This is a genomic window from Marinoscillum sp. HNIBRBA16962 (assembly GCF_057801515.1).
Window position 1 is genome coordinate 1,451,729 of the sequence record NZ_CM173603.1, and the last position, 17,982, is coordinate 1,469,710.

The following is a 17,982-nucleotide window of genomic DNA, read 5'->3' on the forward strand; positions in this document are numbered from 1 at the left end:
AATAGTCTTCTTATGCTCAAAAGGGTAGGAATCATTTCTTTGCTGCTACTTCTGGTCTCCTCTGTAGATCTGAAAGCCACCCATATCCGGGCAGGAGAGATTACCATCAAAGCGGACCCAGCGGATCCTTTAGCTTATGTATTTACTTTCACCGGAATAAGAGACAGGGGATCGTCTATTGAATTTGGAGACGGGATCTTCAGGTTTGGTGATGGAGAAGAATTATATATCGGCCCTGATTATCAGATTGTAAAGACCCCAATAAACGATCAGGTGGAAAGGGTCGACTTTATTGTTACCCACTCATATGAAGGCCCTGGTCCTTACATCGTGAGCTATGAGGAGAAAAATCGCAATGCGGACATTCTCAACATGGATAACTCGGTCAACACTACCTTTTATGTGGAGACCTACTTTGAGATTGATCCGTTTCTGGGAGAGAATGATTACCCGGTGCTGACTGTGCCCCCGATTGATTTTGCTGCAATAGGGGCATTGTTTATCCATAACCCCGGCGCTACGGATGCAGACGGTGACAGCCTTGCTTATAAGTTTGTTACCCCCAAGCAGGGGCGTAATATGGTTGTAAACAATTACCGTCCATTGAATGCCGAGGAGTTTTACGTAGATATCAATTATAACCAGGGTTCCGAGGAGCAGACTCCTCCAAAGCTTACCCTGAATGCCCTGACGGGTGATCTGGTCTGGAATGCTCCCGGAGATGCTATCCAGGGAGGTGTGCGGGAATACAATGTGGCCTTTATCGTAGAGGAATGGCGCGAGCGTGAGGGGGAGTGGTTTTTGATCAGCTATGTGACCCGGGACATGCAGATCATCGTGGAAGAAACGGATAATGAGCGACCGGAGCTGGAGGTTCCGGATGATATATGTGTGGAAGCAGGCACACGGGTAGAAGAGGTCATTCAGGGCACCGATCCTGATGGTCACCCGGTAAAGCTGGAAGCCTTTGGCGGACCCTTTGAGATATCCTCACCGGCGACCTATTCACCTGATCCGGCAACCTTCCAGGACCAGCCTGCCTTTTTGGACTTTGAGTGGAATACGGTGTGTGGCCATATTAGACTGAGGCCATATGAGGTACAGTTTAAAGTCACAGATGATCCTGAGACTGGCCCGAGCCTGGTCAATTTTGAGACCTTTGAGATCACCGTAGTGGGACCGGCTCCTACAGGACTGACCACTACCGTGGAGCCGGGACGGTCCATGCAGCTAAGCTGGGATGGGTATAGCTGTCCGAATGCAGACAGCATGCAGGTATGGCGGAGGGTAGGGAGCTATGAGGTCATGCTGGATGACTGTACGATAGGCATGCCTGCCAATACGGGTTATGAGCTCATCGATCAGATCCCCATAGAACAGACCTCTTACCTGGATAATAATGATGGGCAGGGGCTGGCCCCGGGAGCTAACTACTGCTACCGGCTGGTGGCGAAATTTTCAGCGCTCAGTGGAGATGCCCTCAGCTATGTATCAGAAGAAGCCTGCGATAGCCTGATCCTGGATGCACCTGCCATCACAAACGTGGATGTAGAGACTACCAGTGAGACCAACGGAGAGATATTGGTGCGGTGGGTACCTCCTTACCAGGTGGACCCGGTAGCAGCGCCACCGGCATATACCTATGATCTTTTCCGTGGAGAAGGCGAAGGTCCGAGTGATGAGTACGAACTGGTTGAAGGTGGGATTTCGGATACGGTATATACCGATACCGGACTGAACACAGCCAACCTTGACTACAATTACTTTGTGCGCTTTTATGACAGTGGAGGGATACTGATTGATTCATCAGCGACAGCATCCTCTGTTCGCCTGGAGCTGACCCCTTTACTGAAAGCCATAGAAGTGAACTGGTCAGCGAACGTACCCTGGTCACTAAGAGATCAGGACTATCCGTACCATTATATATGGAGGGATCAGGTACTGGAAGGTGACCCCTCCCAGCTTGTTTTGATTGATTCAGTGAATGTAAACGGGAATGGGTTCATTTACCTGGATAACGGAGATCATAATGAAACCCCGCTGGATGAAGAGGTGGAGTACTGTTATTATGTGACCACCTACGGGAGCTATGACAATGAGCTGATAACCGAACCCCTTATCAACAGGTCACAGATCAGCTGCGCTCAGCCCAATGATACGATAGCGCCGTGCAGGCCCCCGGAGCTGGTGCTGGTCAATAACCTGAGCTGTGAAGAGATAGTGGCCAACCTGTCGTGTGGCACGAACATCTATTCAAATACACTGAGCTGGGGGGTGAGTGAGGATGCTGACTGTGATGACGACATAGTGTTTTACAATATCTACTATTCAGCCACAGGAGAAGAAGGAAGCTTTGAGGTGATCGACACCTCGTTTGATACGGAGTATACCCATGCCAACCTTACCTCCCTGAAAGGCTGCTACCAGGTTACGGCAGTAGACCGGTCAGGGAATGAGAGTGCATTTACCGAAACGATCTGTAATGACAACTGTCCGGTATATATACTTCCGAATGTATTTACACCGAATAATGATGGGAAGAACGATGTATTTGGTCCGAGGCATAATAATGGGCTGAATATTCAGGGGTTTGATAATTCTCTGTGTCCGCGATTTGTGCGTTCGGTTGTTTTCACGGTATTTGACCGGTCGGGCAATGAGGTGTACAGGTATGATTCGTTTGAGAACCCGAACGGCATCTTCATAAACTGGGATGGCACGAACAAAGTGGGAGATGAGCTTCCGGCAGGGGTTTATTATTATACAGCCGATGTGGAGTTTAACCGGCTAAACCCAAAGGATGAACGCGAAACGTTGAAAGGATGGGTTCAGGTACTCAAGTAGATACTCAAAAGACGATTTTCTTCGATGGGGTGTGTAACCTATGTAATAGCTCTGTAAACTTTTTAATAGATCACGACAAAAAAAAGCAGTTCACTTTTGCTTCATTACAGTCTGAATATGCAGAGCGAATGTTTGATAAAACAGAGGTTGATCCAGGCCAGCTTGAGGGCATTGTCTACCTGAAGGGTCAGAAAATCCTCCGAAAGAGTGACGCGGTGTTGGAGATTGCCAGGGAGCTTGGTGGTGGCTGGTCATTGCTTTACGCTTTCAAGGTTATTCCGGGAGTTTTTAGAAACAAAATTTACGGGTGGATAGCAAAAAACCGGTATCGCTGGTTTGGGAAGCGAGACAGCTGCAGGTTGCCTACACCTGATCTTCGGGAAAGATTTCTGGATTCTTAGAGATGTTTTCTAATTTTACCCACCTAAAAAATTCAAACCAAAAAATATGCAGGCATTTGTATTCCCCGGTCAGGGGTCGCAGTTTCCCGGAATGGGGAAAGATCTATATGAAACTAACCCAAAAGCAAAAGAGTTATTCCAGCAAGCCGATGACATATTAGGCTTTAAGCTTTCAGACACCATGTTTAGCGGTACGGCTGAAGAGCTGAAGCAGACAAAAGTCACTCAACCGGCAATTTTCTTGCACAGTGTTGTTACTGCTATTGTTTCGGATAATTTCAACCCGGACATGGTCGCAGGCCATTCGTTGGGGGAGTTTTCCGCTTTAGTAGCTAATGGTGCCCTGAAGTTTGAAGATGGATTGAGCCTGGTCTCCAAACGGGCTATGGCCATGCAAAAGGCATGCGAACAGCAGGAGTCCACCATGGCAGCAGTGTTGGCCTTGCCAGATGAAAAAGTAGAAGAAATTTGTGCCACAATAGATGAGGTGGTAGTTGCTGCAAATTATAACTGTCCGGGGCAATTGGTTATTTCAGGATCGGTAAAAGGAGTTGAAATAGCTTGTGAGAAGCTGAAGGAAGCAGGAGCAAAAAGGGCGCTTATTCTGCCAGTTGGTGGAGCATTTCATTCGCCTTTTATGGAGCCTGCCAGGGAAGAACTGGCTGCTGCGATCGAGCAGACTCAGTTTGCGGATCCAAAATGCCCCATTTATCAGAATGTGGATGCAAAAGGGCATGTAGATGTAGCGGAAATTAAGGAAAACCTGGTAGCTCAACTTACAGCTCCTGTACGTTGGACACAAAGTGTACAGGCTATGGTGACAGCAGGAGCTACTACATTTGTAGAGTGCGGACCGGGTAAAGTGCTTCAGGGTTTGGTAAAGAAAATAGAGCCGTCTGTTGATGTAAGTAGTTTGTAAAGAAATGAAGATTAAGGTAATAAGTATTTTAGTGATGATATTGTTGGTATTTGGAGGGTGCAAAAAAGGCCCCTCCAAATCTCGTCAGCAGCAAAAAGGTAAACCAATGCCTTGTCCGGTCAAGGATTGCTAATGAGAAAGATCATCATAGCTCTGGATGGGTATTCCGGAACGGGGAAAAGTTCCACGGCTCGTGAAGTTGCAAAAGTGCTGGGTTATACGTACATTGACAGTGGAGCTATGTATCGGGCAACCACCCTTTATTTTTTGGAGAATGGCGTAAATATGCAGGACCCCGACTCGATAAATAAAGCATTGAGGGATCTGCAGATTACTTTTAGAGGAGAAAAGGTACTACTTAATAACCGGGATGTGACCAACCAGATCAGATCCATGAAAGTAAATGAGCATGTAAGTATAGTTAGTGCTATTTCTCCTGTAAGAAGTGAGATGGTAAGCCAGCAACAGCGGATGGGAAATAAGAAAGCCATCGTTATGGATGGGCGGGATATTGGCACGGTAGTTTTTCCAAAAGCTGAGCTTAAGGTCTTCATGACAGCTAATGCAAAAGTGCGGGCACGCAGACGGCAGCTTGAGCTTCAGGAAAAAGGTGTTTTTGAGGAACTTAATACAATAGAGAGTAATTTACTAGAGAGAGATAAAATTGACTCAACGAGAAAAGAGTCGCCATTAAAAAAAGCGGAAGGTGCAGTAGAGGTGGATACCTCTGACATGACGTTTCAGGAACAAGTTCAGCACATTGTAGAGTTAGCAAAGCAAAAGATTTATGAAAATTGAAATAGACCAAAATTCAGGCTATTGTTTTGGAGTTGAGTTTGCCATACAAATGGCTGAAGATGAACTGAAGGAAAGTAAGGAACTCTATTGCCTCGGAGATATAGTCCATAATGCTATGGAAGTAGAGCGGCTCTACAAAAAGGGGTTAAGGACTATTGATCGCGAAGAGCTCAATCAGGTCCATGATTGCAAAGTACTGATACGTGCCCATGGAGAGCCCCCTGAGACCTATGAGGTTGCTCTCAAAAACAATATTGAACTCATCGATGCCTCCTGTCCGGTAGTCCTGAAATTACAAAACCGGGTCAAACATGCATATGATAAAGCAAGTGAAGTGAAAGGGCAGGTAGTGATCTATGGCAAACCTGGTCATGCTGAGGTAATAGGGCTTACAGGCCAGACCAATGATGATGCTATTATAATTACACAGGAAAAGGATCTGGATCAGATAGATTTCACCAGGCCTGTGACCCTTTTTAGCCAGACTACGAAGAGCACTGCTGGCTTTTATAAAATGAAAGAGCTCATCGAAAAGCGGATCAGAGAGGCCAAAGGAACGGTGAATGTTGAGGATTTTTCCGCTAATGACAGTATTTGTCGGCAGGTATCCAATCGTGAACCCAAGATGATCGAGTTTTCAAATCGTAATGATGTCATTGTTTTTGTTGCTGGTAAGAAGAGCTCAAATGGCCGGGCGTTATATAATGTATGCTTAAGTCAAAATCCCCGAAGTTACTTTGTGGAAAACGAATCGGAGATTGATATGCAGTGGTTCCATCAGGGAGATAGTGTAGGCATTTGTGGCGCTACTTCTACTCCCCGTTGGTTGATGGAAAAAGTAGCCGATTACCTGACTGCACAGGAAGAAGTGTCGGCATCAGTGTAACACCCGGAAAATGGGGTGAAAACACTTTTTTATTGATTCTCTTAAACATTTCATTTGAACAATTTTTTTGTATTTTTGTCCCGATTTTCAAGTAGTCGCAACTATACAAAATGTCGAAAACGATTAAGCTAAAGAGAGGCTTTGATATCAATCTTGTTGGTAAGCCGGAGAAAAAAGTCTCAAGAACAATCACCTCAGAAACTTACGCATTAAAACCAACCGATTTTATAGGCATGAAGCGGCCAAAATTGTTGGTGAAAGAAGGGGATACTGTGAAGGCCGGTACTCCGATGCTATATGATAAACTCTCAGACAAGGTGAAGTACTGCTCTCCTGTAAGCGGGGAAGTAGTAGAAATAAAAAGAGGAGAAAAGCGTAAGCTGCTTGAAATAAAAGTCCTCGCTGATAAAGAAATAAGCTACGAGAAATTTAAGAGTCATTCGGTTTCAGATATTGCGGGATTAAGTAGAGAAGCTATAGTGGAGCAGATGCTCGATGGTGGAGTATGGCCGCAAGTCATCCAGCGACCATTTGGATTGGTAGCTAACCATGAAGACACGCCAAAAGCTATATTCATATCGGCCTTTGATTCCAATCCTTTAGCTCCGGACCTGGCATTTACATTGCAGGATAAGGCGCAATTTTTTCAGGCAGGTATTGACATATTAAAAAAACTTACTTCAGGTGCTGTTCACCTCAATATAGATGGTAAGGCAGAAGTAGATCAGATTTTTTCTCAGGCCAAAGGAGTAGAGCTAAATAAAATTTCAGGAAAACATCCTGCAGGAAATGTAGGTGTACAGATCCATCATATCGATCCGGTCAATAAGGGGGACCTTGTCTGGACCCTTTCGCCGTACGGTGTTGCTCAGATAGGACAATTGTTTCTGGAAGGTAAATACGATGCATCCAGGATAGTTGCCATCACGGGTTCGGAGGTTACAAATCCTTCTTATGTTAAGGCTCACTCAGGCGCTATGGTTGGGAAACTGGTAGAAGGTGGAGTGTCTGAAGGAAACATCCGTTATATCTCCGGAAATGTACTGGTGGGTGAAAACGTAGGAAAAGGAGGATACCTGGGGTACTATCATAACCAGGTAACTGTCATCCCTGAGGGAGATTATGAGGAATTTTTGGGCTGGCTGAAACCAACGACAAAAAAATTAAGTTTCCACAAAGCGATTGGCTTGCTTTCATTCCTGAATGGGTCCAAAGAATTTAAGGTGGATACCAATACTCATGGAGAGCAGAGAGCTTTCGTGGTTACAGGAGCATTCGAAAAGGTACTTCCGATGGACATTTTGCCTACATACCTGTTTAAGGCGATCTTATCCAACGATTATGATGAAATGGAAGCGCTGGGTATTTTCGAATTGATCGAAGAAGATGTGGCCATTTGTGAATTTATAGATCCATCAAAGAATGACCTTCAAAAGATATTGAGAGAAGGATTAGAGTTAATACAAGAAAGCTAGAGAGTTAATGAAGCCGTTACAAAATCTGTTTGATAAGCTTAAGCCCAACTTCGAAAAGGGAGGAAAATGGGAGAAGTTTTACACCTTATACGAAGGTCACCGAACCATTGCATTTGCACCTGATCTTACCACTAGTAAAACAGGAACGCAGATCAAGGATGCAGTAGACCTGAAGCGCGTAATGATCACTGTAGTGATTGCCATGGTCCCATGTTTGATTTTCGGAATGTGGAATGTAGGCCATCAGCATTTTATTGCTACAGGTGTAGAAGCTACGCTGTTGGATACGTTCTGGATCGGGGCATTGAAAGTAGTTCCGATCTTAATTGTGTCTTATGCAGTAGGTCTGTTAACTGAGTTTATTTTTTGTGTTATTCGTAACCACCCTATCAGTGAAGGATATTTGGTGACAGGGATGTTGATAGCCCTGGTGGTGCCTGCCACTATACCACTTTGGCAGGTAGCTATTGCTACGGTCTTCGCTGTGGTAATTGGTAAGGAAGCCTTTGGCGGAACGGGAATGAATATCCTCAATGTAGCACTTACGGCCAGAGCGTTTCTGTACTTTGCATACCCTTCGCAAATATCGGGAGATGTATGGACCTATTTTGGTGATAAGCAACCTGTAGATGGGTTCAGTGGAGCTACGGTTTTAGCGTATGGGGCTACAGCAGTTGCTAACGGAACAGATATGATGACAGATATGGCAGGTCACTGGTATGACGGTATGTTCACCTTCTGGAATATGTTTATCGGCGTTATTCCAGGAAGTATCGGGGAAACGTCTACTTTGATGTGCCTGATAGGAGCAGCTATTTTGATCGCGACAGGAGTAGGAAGCTGGAAAATAATTTTTAGTGTTTTTGCCGGAGCGTATGGAATGGGACTTGTTTTTAACCTTGCCGGTGATAATAGCTTCATGGAAATGCCATCCCACTTTCATCTGGTAGCTGGCGGTCTGGCATTCGGTGCTGTGTTTATGGCTACAGATCCGGTTTCAGCAGCTCAGACGGAAACAGGTAAATGGATCTATGGTTTCCTGATTGGAATACTAACCGTTTTGATACGAGTAGTTAACCCTGCTTATCCGGAAGGAATCATGCTGGCAATTCTGTTTATGAACGTTTTTGCCCCGCTTATTGATTACTATGTAGTAGATGCTAACAAAAAAAGAAGATTAAAACGTGCAACGGTCTAACACTTACATCATATTATTTTCAATTGCTCTCACGGTAGTGCTGGGTGGCATGCTCTCACTTGCTTCTGTAGGCTTGAAACCTGCACAGCAAAAGCAGATTGAACTGGACACCAAGAAAAAGATCCTTGGGGCGGTAATGGATATTTCTACCATAAAAGATCCAAATGAAATACTTGCACTATATGACAAAAAAGTAGAGTCTGTAGTAGTGGATATCAATGGGGACCCCGTAGAAACGGATCAGAAAGGGAATCCGGTAGTGGCTGAAAAAGTCAACATCCAAAAAAATTATCGGTTGCCAAGGGAGGAGCGATTGTACCCTGTCTTCAAATTTATGAGTGACGATGACCCTGATCAGGTGGAGGCATTTATCTTTCCTATGTTTGGAAGTGGACTATGGGATTGGATCTCAGGATATATGGCTATTGATAAAGACCTGAATACAGTAAGAGGAGTGGCATTTGACCATAAGCAGGAAACTCCCGGACTTGGCGCGAGAATTACGACCAGTGTCATTCAGGATCGCTATGTAGGCAAAGAAATATACAATGAGCAGGGAGAGCTTGTTTCTGTAACGATGGTTAAAGGTGAAGGAAACTCTGGTCTTTCGGACCATGAAGTAGATGGAATGTCCGGAGCCACAATGACCGCTAAAGGTGTAAACAGTATGATAGAGCAATACCTTGAATGCTACCAGGCATATATTTCAAAAATTAAATCAGACGCAGATAATAAGCTAGCGCTCAATTAATAAATAGAAGGAACTTATGAGCACTGAAACGACAGTAGAATCACCGGAAGTTAAAGAAGATGTAAAACAGGCTTCTGAGGGACTCCTTTCGAAGAGACGAAAAAGAATAGTAAAAGATCCTTTGAATGAAGATAACCCAATTACCGTACAGGTACTCGGGATATGTTCAGCTCTGGCGATTACCATCAAGATGGAACCCACATTGGTTATGTCCATCGCGGTGGTTTTTGTAATTGTCTTCTCCAATCTTATCATTTCCGTAATGCGAAACCTTATACCGGGTCGTGTGCGGATTATTGTACAGTTGGCAGTCATTGCTACCCTGGTAACCCTGGTAAGTGAGGTTTTGAAAGCTTACTACTTTGATATGTATAAGGTTTTGGGAGCATTTGTGGGACTGATCATTACAAACTGTATCGTAATGGGCCGACTGGAGGCTTTCGCTATGGCTAACAAACCGTATGATTCAATTTTGGACGGTCTGGGAAGTGGTTTTGGTTACGCCTGGATCATTTTAGTTGTAGCTTTTTTCAGAGAAATTTTTGGATCCGGGTCTGTATTTGATTTTAAAGTTTTTGCAGCATTAGGCTGGGAAAACTTCCCAACGAATGGATTGATGGTGGATTCTATCGGAGCCTTTATGGTTTTGGGAATTCTGATATGGATTCAGCGACACAAAACAGGATACGTAGAAAACTAAAAGTTAAACCGAGAAAGAAATGGACCTATTTAATATAGTAATAAAAGCAACCTTTATTGATAACATGATCTTTGCCTACTTTCTGGGCATGTGTTCGTTTCTTGCAGTATCAAAGAAGGTATCCACAGCCTTTGGATTGGGACTGGCTGTGATTTTCGTTTTGACGATCACTGTACCGATCAACTGGCTGCTGCAGGAATATGTACTTAAAGAAGGAGCGCTTGCCTGGATGGGTAAGGAATTTGCAACCATAGATCTCACCTTCCTGCAGTTTATCATGTTCATTGCGGTAATTGCTTCTATGGTGCAGCTGGTAGAGATGATCATTGAGAAATTTTCCCCTGCACTTTACGGTTCATTGGGAATTTTCCTTCCACTGATCGCTGTAAACTGCTCTATTCTTGGAGGGTCATTGTTTATGGTACAAAGGGATTATTCAATAGCCCAGGCTACAGCTTATGGTTTTGGCTCAGGACTTGGTTGGTTTTTAGCTATCATAGCTCTCGCAGCAATAAGAGAAAAACTTAAGTATTCAGCAGTTCCTGACGGACTAAAAGGTCTTGGCATTACAATGCTCATTACCGGTCTGATGGGAATAGCATTCAAATCTTTTATAGGTATTTCTATATAATAGATTAATTTCACTTAAAGAGTATTAAGGGGCTTTGCAGTAATGTAAAGTCTTTTTTGTAGTATATGAATCCCTCAAATCCTTATCGAGTTTAACAAATCCAAAACTCCGTTTTCTATAATTCGTAAAAGGTTTTGTTAATTTGCTCATATGAACGTACAGGCATTATTTAAGTATTTTTTGCGGGGTCTTCTGCTCGTTGCCCCGGTGGGTTTAACGATTTACATCATAGTTATTATGGTTCAATGGGCGGATAACCTCATTCCGATCAAAATACCCGGAGCTGGGTTATTGACCGTTTTCCTTGTCACATCACTGGTCGGCTACCTGGCCAATACCATCATAGCAAGACCTTTTTTTGATGTGGTAGGCAGTATGCTCAAAAAAGTACCTCTGGTCAATTTTATTTACACTTCAATAAACGATCTGGTAACGGCTTTTGTGGGAGACAAAAAGAAGTTTGATGCGCCGGTCCTCGTTCCTTTTGATAGTCATGGAGTTCTTTTTAAGCCTGGATTTATTACTCATAAAGACCTGGAAGAGATTGGTTTACCCGGAAAGGTGACTGTTTACCTCCCTCATTCGTACAATTTTTCCGGGAATGTATTTATCGTCGATAAGTCAAAACTGATTCCACTAGCCGGACGTAATACCGAAATCATGAAATACATCGTGTCAGGTGGTGTTTCCGGATATATGAAGACAAAAGAAGACAAACCTGATACCTTGAATAATCCTCACGCCTAGTGATTCAGATGATTATTCTGAGGTTTTGTGAAAAATAAATCATTTTATCTTTGGTATTCGATAATAATGATGTTTAATTTTGTATTGAATTTCAAACAATAAAGTTGAGTAAGACAACAAACATATCAGCAATTCCTTTCCTAAGGCCCAGATTCCCCAGGCGCTAAGCCTGATATGTATTTCCAGGGTACTAGTGTAGAAGCTTACGCCGTACCCCAACTCTCAAGCTTTTTTTTCGTTATTCTTTCAATTTATTTCTTCATTAAAAATGGACAAATTCATTGTATCCGTTGCTGATACATCACATGAACACTTTGCAGAGGCTATATGCGAATTAATGGCTGATAGCGCTGAAAAGCGGGGTACCGGGATTGCAAGGCGATCTCCCGAGTACATAGCAACGAAAATGAGGGACCGCAAAGCCATAATTGCACTGACAAGAAAAGGAAATCTGGCGGGTTTCTGCTATATCGAGACCTGGGGTCACGAAAAGTACGTAGCAAACTCCGGCTTGATTGTTCACCCTGACTATCGCAATAATGGGTTAGCGCAGGCGATTAAGGCAAGAGCGTTTAAGCTATCCAGAGAGCGTTATCCAAAGGCTAAGCTATTCGGGCTCACTACCAGCATGGCTGTGATGAAAATCAACTCAGACCTGGGTTACCGGCCGGTAGCTTTTTCTGAGCTTACTGATGATGAGTCCTTCTGGAAAGGCTGTAGCAGCTGTGTAAACTACGATATTTTAAAAAGTAAAAATCACCAGATGTGCCTTTGTACGGGTATGCTGTATGACCCTGAGGAGAAGAAGCGCAAATGGAAGAACAAGAGCGAAAAAGTTCAGGAGAAAATTATGTTTTGGAAGCAAAAAGTAAAAACAAAATGAGCGAAAAAAAGAAAGTAGTGCTGGCCTTCAGTGGGGGTCTGGATACCACTTATTGTGCGATCTACCTGAAAGAAAAGGGATATGATGTACATACGGTAACCGTAAACACCGGAGGTTTTACTACTGATGAATTAAATGAGATTGAGAATAAGTCAAATTCACTGGGAGCTTCCAGTCATTTGAACATCGATGCAACGGAGGAATTTTACCGGAAATCGATAAAGTATCTGATAGCAGGCAATGTGCTGAAGAACAATACTTATCCCTTGTCAGTGAGTGCGGAGCGGGTATTTCAGGCCACTGCCATTGCCAAACAAGCTTTGAAAACAGGAGCTGCAGCTATTGCTCATGGTAGCACCGGAGCAGGTAATGATCAGGTACGTTTTGACATGATTTTCAATATCATTTGTCCGGAAGTTGAAATCATCACGCCTATCCGGGACCACAAGCTCTCTCGTGAAGAAGAAATCCGGTTTTTAGTAGATCATGGAGTGGAGGGAAATTGGGAAAAGGCGCTCTACTCTGTCAACCAGGGACTTTGGGGCACCTCTGTGGGCGGCAAAGAAACGCTTACGTCCAATCAGTACCTGAATGAAGAGGCTTTCCCAAGTCAACTAAAGGAACAGGCTGAGAAATCGGTGACGATCACCTTCGAAAAGGGAGAACCTGCAGGTTTTGAAGGAAAGAAAATGAGCGCTGTATCGGTTATCGAAGCATTAAATAATGAAGCTCGAAAGTATGCGATAGGCAGGGATATTCATGTGGGAGATACGATCATCGGTATTAAAGGGCGAGTAGGTTTTGAAGCTGCTGCACCTCTTATTCTGATTAAAGGACACCATGCGTTGGAGAAACACGTACTTACCAAAAACCAACTGCTCATCAAGGATCAGCTGGCCCTGACTTATGGCAACCTTCTCCATGAAGGTCATTATCTGGATCCGGTGATGAGAGATATTGAACAGTTTTTTGAGAGTACACAGCAGTATGTGACCGGGGAGGTGAAAATTCACCTGGCTCCCTATCGGTTTTATGTAATAGGTATCGAGTCTGCGCATGACCTTATGCAGTCCAGTTTTGGGAAGTACGGAGAGATGAATAATACCTGGTCAGGTGAAGATGTGAAAGGATTTGCGAAGATCTTTGGAAATCAAAATATGATTTATCACAAAGTACATCAGGATGACTAAAATAAAAGCGGGGATCTATGGAGCCGCGGGCTATACTGCGGGGGAGTTAATACGGATATTGGTCAATCACCCGGAGGTAGAAATTACCTGTGCACAAAGTGGCAGTCAGGCGGGGAAACCAGTTACTGCTATTCATACGGATCTGGTAGGCGAAACGGATCTGATTTTTGAGGCTCACCTCGACCTTGAGCGACTGGATGTGTTGTTTATGTGTAAAGGTCATGGAGAATCTAAAACATTCCTACAGGAAGTCAGTCTCCCTGATCATCTGAAAATTGTGGACCTTAGTCATGATTTCAGGCTGAAAGCTACCGGGAATGATTTTGTGTACGGATTGCCTGAAATCAATCGTTCTGAAATCCTGAAAGCTCAAAGAATAGCTAATCCGGGCTGTTTTGCTACATGCATTCAGCTGGGACTACTTCCTGCAGCAGCTCATGGAATGATCCTGTCGGAGGTTCACACTACAGGTATCACAGGATCTACCGGAGCAGGGCAATCTCTTTCTGCTACTTCTCATTTTTCATGGAGAAATAACAACATGAGTGTATACAAGGCTTTTACACACCAGCATCTTGGTGAGATCGGAGAGAGCCTGGAGCAGGTTAGTGGAAAAGACTTTACCGTGAATTTTATTCCTTACCGGGGAAATTTTACCCGGGGGATAATCGTATCTTCTTATTTTGAAACTGAGATGTCAGAACAGGAAGCTTACGAAAAATATACAGCATTTTACGAATCACACCCCTTTACTCATGTGATCAAAAGTAATCCGGACCTGAAAATGGTGGTAAATACCAATAAAGCCCTGGTTTTTCTACAGAAGGAAGGATCTAAGCTGTTAGTGATCTCAATCATTGACAACTTGCTCAAAGGCGCTTCCGGACAGGCGGTTCAAAACATGAACCTTATGTTTGGTATGGAGGAAACAATGGGTCTTAAATTAAAATCTACAAGCTTTTAAAAATGGAACTGGAAGAAAACAAAATTGCGATTATCGGGGCAGGAAATCTTGGTATTTCTATTGCCAGAGGGGTGACTAAGAAGAGGATACAACATCCTGAATATATTTTTTTAACCAGAAGAAATCCGGAGGCTATTTCTTACCTGCTAAAGGAAGATTATCGAGTTACGGAAGATAATCATAAAGCGGTACAATCATCACGGATTATTATGCTCTGTGTGCAGCCCAAGCAGCTGGGCGCATTGATGGAAGAGATAAAACCGGCAATTCGTAAAGACCACATTCTGGTCTCAGTGATCACTGGTGTCTCTATAGCGGAGATCAAAAAACACCTGGATATTGACGTCCCTGTGGTGCGGGCTATGCCAAATACGGCTATAGCCATTGGTGAGTCCATGACCTGTCTGACTTCAGAGGATGGTATGGATTGCCTGATCGAGGTGCAGAAGATCTTCAATGCTTTGGGAAAGACCCTTATCATAGAAGAGAAGCTAATGCAGGCAGCTACGGTGCTTGGGGCCAGCGGGATCGCCTTTTTTATGCGGTATCTTAGAGCTGCCACACAGGGCGGGGTCCAGATGGGCTTTCATTCTGAAGACGCACAGATGATTGCAGTACAAACGGCAAAAGGAGCAGCATCACTTATTTTGGAGAATGGGCAGCACCCTGAGGTGGAGATAGACAAAGTGACTACTCCGGAAGGATGCACCATAGCCGGCCTCAATGAAATGGAACATCAGGGACTAAGCTCTGCCTTGATCAGAGGGTTAATGACATCATACGAAAAGATTAAAAATATCAAATAAATGAAGCACTTTACGTCTGTTGATGATGTGAGTGACCCGAAAGGGTTAGTACAGGAAGCATTAGAGATCAAAAAAGATCCGTTTCAGTGGGAATCACTGGGACGGAACAAAACGATAGGCCTGCTCTTTTTTAATTCCAGCCTGCGAACCCGAATGAGTACTCAGCGTGCTGCTCAAAACCTGGGCATGCATGTATTGGTAATGAACATTACTCAGGACTCCTGGCAAATAGAGATGGAGGATGGAGTAGTAATGGATGCCGGGAAAGCTGAACACGTAAGGGAAGCGGCGGCAGTTTTAGGGGCTTACTGTGATATCCTCGGAATCAGATCCTTTCCGGGACTACAAGACAGAGATGAAGATTACCAGGAACTTACCATCAATGCTTTTAAAAAGCATGCGGGAGTGCCTGTTGTAAGCCTGGAGTCCGCTACTTTGCATCCGTTGCAGTCGCTCGCTGACTGGATCACGATTGAGGAGCTGAAACAGCAGAAGCGGCCCAAAGTAGTCATGACCTGGGCTCCGCATGTGAAAGCTTTGCCGCAGGCTGTGCCTAATTCTTTTGCTCAATGGATGCGCCAGGCAGATTTTGACTTTACCATTACGCACCCTCAGGGAATGGAATTAGATGAGCAGTTTACGAAAGGCGTTGCCATCGAATATGACCAGGAAAAAGCCTTACGGAATGCGGATTTCGTCTACGTGAAAAACTGGTCAGGTTATCAGGATTATGGCGCTGTGAAAAAGGCTCCTGAATGGATGGTTTCACAGAAAAAACTGTCAGGTACAAACAATGCTAAGGTCATGCATTGCTTACCGGTACGTAGAAATGTAGTCATAGCTGATGATGTGCTGGATAGTAGCAGCTCTGTAGTGATCCGGCAGGCTACCAATCGGATATACTCAGCCCAGGCAGTGCTGAAGGAAATCCTGGAAGTTTTATGAGCAAGCAAAAACTGCATATCATAAAAATAGGCGGAGCTGTTATCGAGAATCCTGAGATGCTGGAGTCTTTTTTGAATGGCTTTCAGCAGGTTGAAGGATTGAAAATCCTGGTTCATGGAGGAGGCAGAATCGCTACCGAAATTGGCGAAAAGCAGGGAATAAAGGCCAATATGGTAGAGGGCAGGCGAGTGACTGATGATCAGACCATTGACCTTGTCACTATGGTGTACGGAGGCCTGGTAAATAAAAAAATGATTGCTCGCTTACAGTCCATGGGGATCAATGGCATTGGTATGACGGGTGCTGACGGCAATATCATCAAGTCTCAAAAGAGACCGATTAAGGATGGTGTGGATTACGGATGGGTTGGAGACCCAAAAGAAGTTGAGGCCGGGGTGCTGAAGCAACTGCTTGAGGCGGGCCTTACTCCGGTGATAGCCCCGCTGACTCATGATGGAAATGGGAAGATCCTGAATACGAATGCTGATACCATGGCTGGAACAGTAGCTGTGGCCATGGCAGCATACTTTGATGTGGAACTGTCTCTGACGTTTGAACTGGAAGGTGTGATGAAGGATATTAATGATCCAAACTCACTGATCCCAACATTCCGGCATGACTATTTTGAAGAAATGAAAGTTTCCGGTGCGATCCACAGCGGAATGATCCCTAAATTAGAAAATGCATTCTATGCACTTTCCAAAGGAGTGAAGGATGTAAGAATTTGTAAATTCGACCAAATTCATTCTAAAAATGGCACCTTCCTTCAGATATAGTATTGACCAGCTTCACAAGGAGGCCGTCAAGGTTCTTGCTGACCTGATAGAAATACCGAGTATTAGCACAGAGGAGGATAAGACCGCTGACTATATTCAGCGGTATTTTGAAGAACGCGAGGTTTCCGTTTCCAGAAAGGGTAATAATATCTGGGTAAAGAACCTCCATTTTGATGGAAGCAAGCCTACGTTGCTCTTAAATTCCCATCACGATACTGTCAAACCAAATAAAGGATATACGAAAGACCCTCATAAAGCGATCCAGGAAGAAGGGAAGCTGTATGGGCTCGGGAGTAATGATGCAGGAGGGCCCCTGGTTTCACTTATGATGGCATTTCTGTACTTCTACACACAGCAGGACCTGAAGTATAATATTGTCTTTGCTGCTACCGCCGAAGAGGAGATCTCAGGAGCCGGAGGAGTAAGGAGTGTTTTGAGGGAAATAGGTGATATCAGCTTTGGGATCGTTGGTGAGCCTACGGAGATGGATATGGCTGTTAGTGAAAAAGGATTGATGGTGCTGGATTGTGAAGTAAAGGGTGTCTCGGGGCATGCAGCACGAGAAGAGGGTGTAAATGCCATTTATGAAGCTATGAAAGCTGTTGACTGGTTCAGGTCATTCAGGTTTCCAAAGGAATCGGAGCATCTGGGACCGGTAAAAATGTCGGTTACGATGATCGAAGCAGGATCGCAGCACAATGTAGTTCCCGAAAGCTGCCGGTTTGTGGTAGATGTGCGCACTACGGATGCCTACTCAAATGAAGAAACCCTGGACATCATTAGAGAGCATGTCTCTTGTGAGGTAAAGGAGCGCTCTACCAGGCTACAGCCGTCCAGGATAGACAAAGAGCATGAGTTGATCAAGGCTGCTGAGGCTTTGGAGATTCACTTTTTTGGTTCGCCGACTATGAGCGACCAGGCATTGATGCCTTTCCCTACTGTTAAAATTGGTCCGGGAGTCTCTGACCGCTCACACACCGCAGATGAGTTTATCTACCTGAGTGAAATCAGAGAAGGGATTTCGGGTTACCTGACACTACTAAATAAACTTTTTAAAACGAATTAGAT

The 17,982-nt window shown here is 44.3% G+C and carries 18 protein-coding genes; all 18 read left to right on the forward strand.

Annotated elements, in window-relative coordinates; genetic code table 11:
• Positions 1–12: 12 nt before the first annotated feature.
• The 18 genes from AC3E9V_RS06140 (at position 13) to AC3E9V_RS06225 (ending at position 17,980) form a co-directional block, all read left to right on the forward strand.
• Positions 13–2,844, forward strand: coding sequence for a T9SS type B sorting domain-containing protein (locus AC3E9V_RS06140; protein WP_488752312.1), 2,832 nt, complete (start codon positions 13–15; stop codon positions 2,842–2,844).
• Positions 2,823–3,245 carry a thiol-disulfide oxidoreductase DCC family protein gene (locus tag AC3E9V_RS06145; RefSeq protein ID WP_488752313.1) on the forward strand — a complete coding sequence of 141 codons (423 nt, stop codon included), beginning with the start codon at positions 2,823–2,825 and terminating at the stop codon, positions 3,243–3,245. Before AC3E9V_RS06140 ends, AC3E9V_RS06145 begins: the two co-directional genes overlap by 22 nt.
• Positions 3,246–3,291: 46 nt before the next feature.
• Complete coding sequence (fabD, locus tag AC3E9V_RS06150; protein WP_488752314.1) at positions 3,292–4,164, forward strand: ACP S-malonyltransferase; 873 nt, start codon at positions 3,292–3,294, stop codon at positions 4,162–4,164.
• A 132-nt stretch (positions 4,165–4,296) separates the two neighbouring features.
• Positions 4,297–4,962 (forward strand): (d)CMP kinase, encoded by a 666-nt coding sequence (cmk, locus tag AC3E9V_RS06155; RefSeq protein ID WP_488752315.1) that lies wholly within the window; start codon positions 4,297–4,299, stop codon positions 4,960–4,962.
• Positions 4,952–5,848 (forward strand): 4-hydroxy-3-methylbut-2-enyl diphosphate reductase, encoded by an 897-nt coding sequence (locus tag AC3E9V_RS06160; protein ID WP_488752316.1) that lies wholly within the window; start codon positions 4,952–4,954, stop codon positions 5,846–5,848. Before cmk ends, AC3E9V_RS06160 begins: the two co-directional genes overlap by 11 nt.
• A gap of 110 nt (positions 5,849–5,958) precedes the next feature.
• Positions 5,959–7,323: a Na(+)-translocating NADH-quinone reductase subunit A gene (locus tag AC3E9V_RS06165; protein ID WP_488752317.1), complete on the forward strand. Its 1,365-nt coding sequence runs from the start codon at positions 5,959–5,961 to the stop codon at positions 7,321–7,323.
• Positions 7,324–7,330: 7 nt separating this feature from the next.
• Positions 7,331–8,521 carry an NADH:ubiquinone reductase (Na(+)-transporting) subunit B gene (locus AC3E9V_RS06170; protein WP_488752318.1) on the forward strand — a complete coding sequence of 397 codons (1,191 nt, stop codon included), beginning with the start codon at positions 7,331–7,333 and terminating at the stop codon, positions 8,519–8,521.
• A complete protein-coding gene (nqrC, locus tag AC3E9V_RS06175; protein WP_488752319.1) occupies positions 8,508–9,272 on the forward strand; it encodes an NADH:ubiquinone reductase (Na(+)-transporting) subunit C in 765 nt (254 codons plus the stop codon). Before AC3E9V_RS06170 ends, nqrC begins: the two co-directional genes overlap by 14 nt.
• A 16-nt stretch (positions 9,273–9,288) precedes the next feature.
• Positions 9,289–9,972 (forward strand): NADH:ubiquinone reductase (Na(+)-transporting) subunit D, encoded by a 684-nt coding sequence (locus AC3E9V_RS06180; RefSeq protein ID WP_488752320.1) that lies wholly within the window; start codon positions 9,289–9,291, stop codon positions 9,970–9,972.
• A gap of 19 nt (positions 9,973–9,991) precedes the next feature.
• A complete protein-coding gene (gene nqrE / locus AC3E9V_RS06185; protein ID WP_488752321.1) occupies positions 9,992–10,603 on the forward strand; it encodes an NADH:ubiquinone reductase (Na(+)-transporting) subunit E in 612 nt (203 codons plus the stop codon).
• A 150-nt stretch (positions 10,604–10,753) separates the two neighbouring features.
• The gene (locus AC3E9V_RS06190; protein ID WP_488752322.1) at positions 10,754–11,350 is read left to right on the forward strand and encodes a DUF502 domain-containing protein; all 597 of its coding nucleotides are present in this window, start codon (positions 10,754–10,756) and stop codon (positions 11,348–11,350) included.
• 268 nt (positions 11,351–11,618) lie between these two features.
• Positions 11,619–12,233, forward strand: a complete 615-nt coding sequence (locus AC3E9V_RS06195; RefSeq protein WP_488752323.1) for a GNAT family N-acetyltransferase — start codon at positions 11,619–11,621, stop codon at positions 12,231–12,233.
• Positions 12,230–13,423, forward strand: coding sequence for an argininosuccinate synthase (argG, locus tag AC3E9V_RS06200; protein WP_488752324.1), 1,194 nt, complete (start codon positions 12,230–12,232; stop codon positions 13,421–13,423). The genes AC3E9V_RS06195 and argG overlap by 4 nt, the downstream gene beginning before the upstream one ends.
• Positions 13,416–14,387 carry an N-acetyl-gamma-glutamyl-phosphate reductase gene (gene argC / locus AC3E9V_RS06205; protein ID WP_488752325.1) on the forward strand — a complete coding sequence of 324 codons (972 nt, stop codon included), beginning with the start codon at positions 13,416–13,418 and terminating at the stop codon, positions 14,385–14,387. Before argG ends, argC begins: the two co-directional genes overlap by 8 nt.
• 2 nt (positions 14,388–14,389) lie before the next feature.
• The gene (gene proC / locus AC3E9V_RS06210) at positions 14,390–15,193 is read left to right on the forward strand and encodes a pyrroline-5-carboxylate reductase (RefSeq protein ID WP_488752326.1); all 804 of its coding nucleotides are present in this window, start codon (positions 14,390–14,392) and stop codon (positions 15,191–15,193) included.
• Positions 15,194–16,138 (forward strand): N-acetylornithine carbamoyltransferase, encoded by a 945-nt coding sequence (locus AC3E9V_RS06215; protein WP_488752327.1) that lies wholly within the window; start codon positions 15,194–15,196, stop codon positions 16,136–16,138. It abuts the gene before it with no gap.
• Positions 16,135–16,914 (forward strand): acetylglutamate kinase, encoded by a 780-nt coding sequence (argB, locus tag AC3E9V_RS06220; protein ID WP_488752328.1) that lies wholly within the window; start codon positions 16,135–16,137, stop codon positions 16,912–16,914. The genes AC3E9V_RS06215 and argB overlap by 4 nt, the downstream gene beginning before the upstream one ends.
• The gene (locus tag AC3E9V_RS06225; protein ID WP_488752329.1) at positions 16,892–17,980 is read left to right on the forward strand and encodes a M20 family metallo-hydrolase; all 1,089 of its coding nucleotides are present in this window, start codon (positions 16,892–16,894) and stop codon (positions 17,978–17,980) included. Before argB ends, AC3E9V_RS06225 begins: the two co-directional genes overlap by 23 nt.
• Positions 17,981–17,982: the final 2 nt, after the last annotated feature.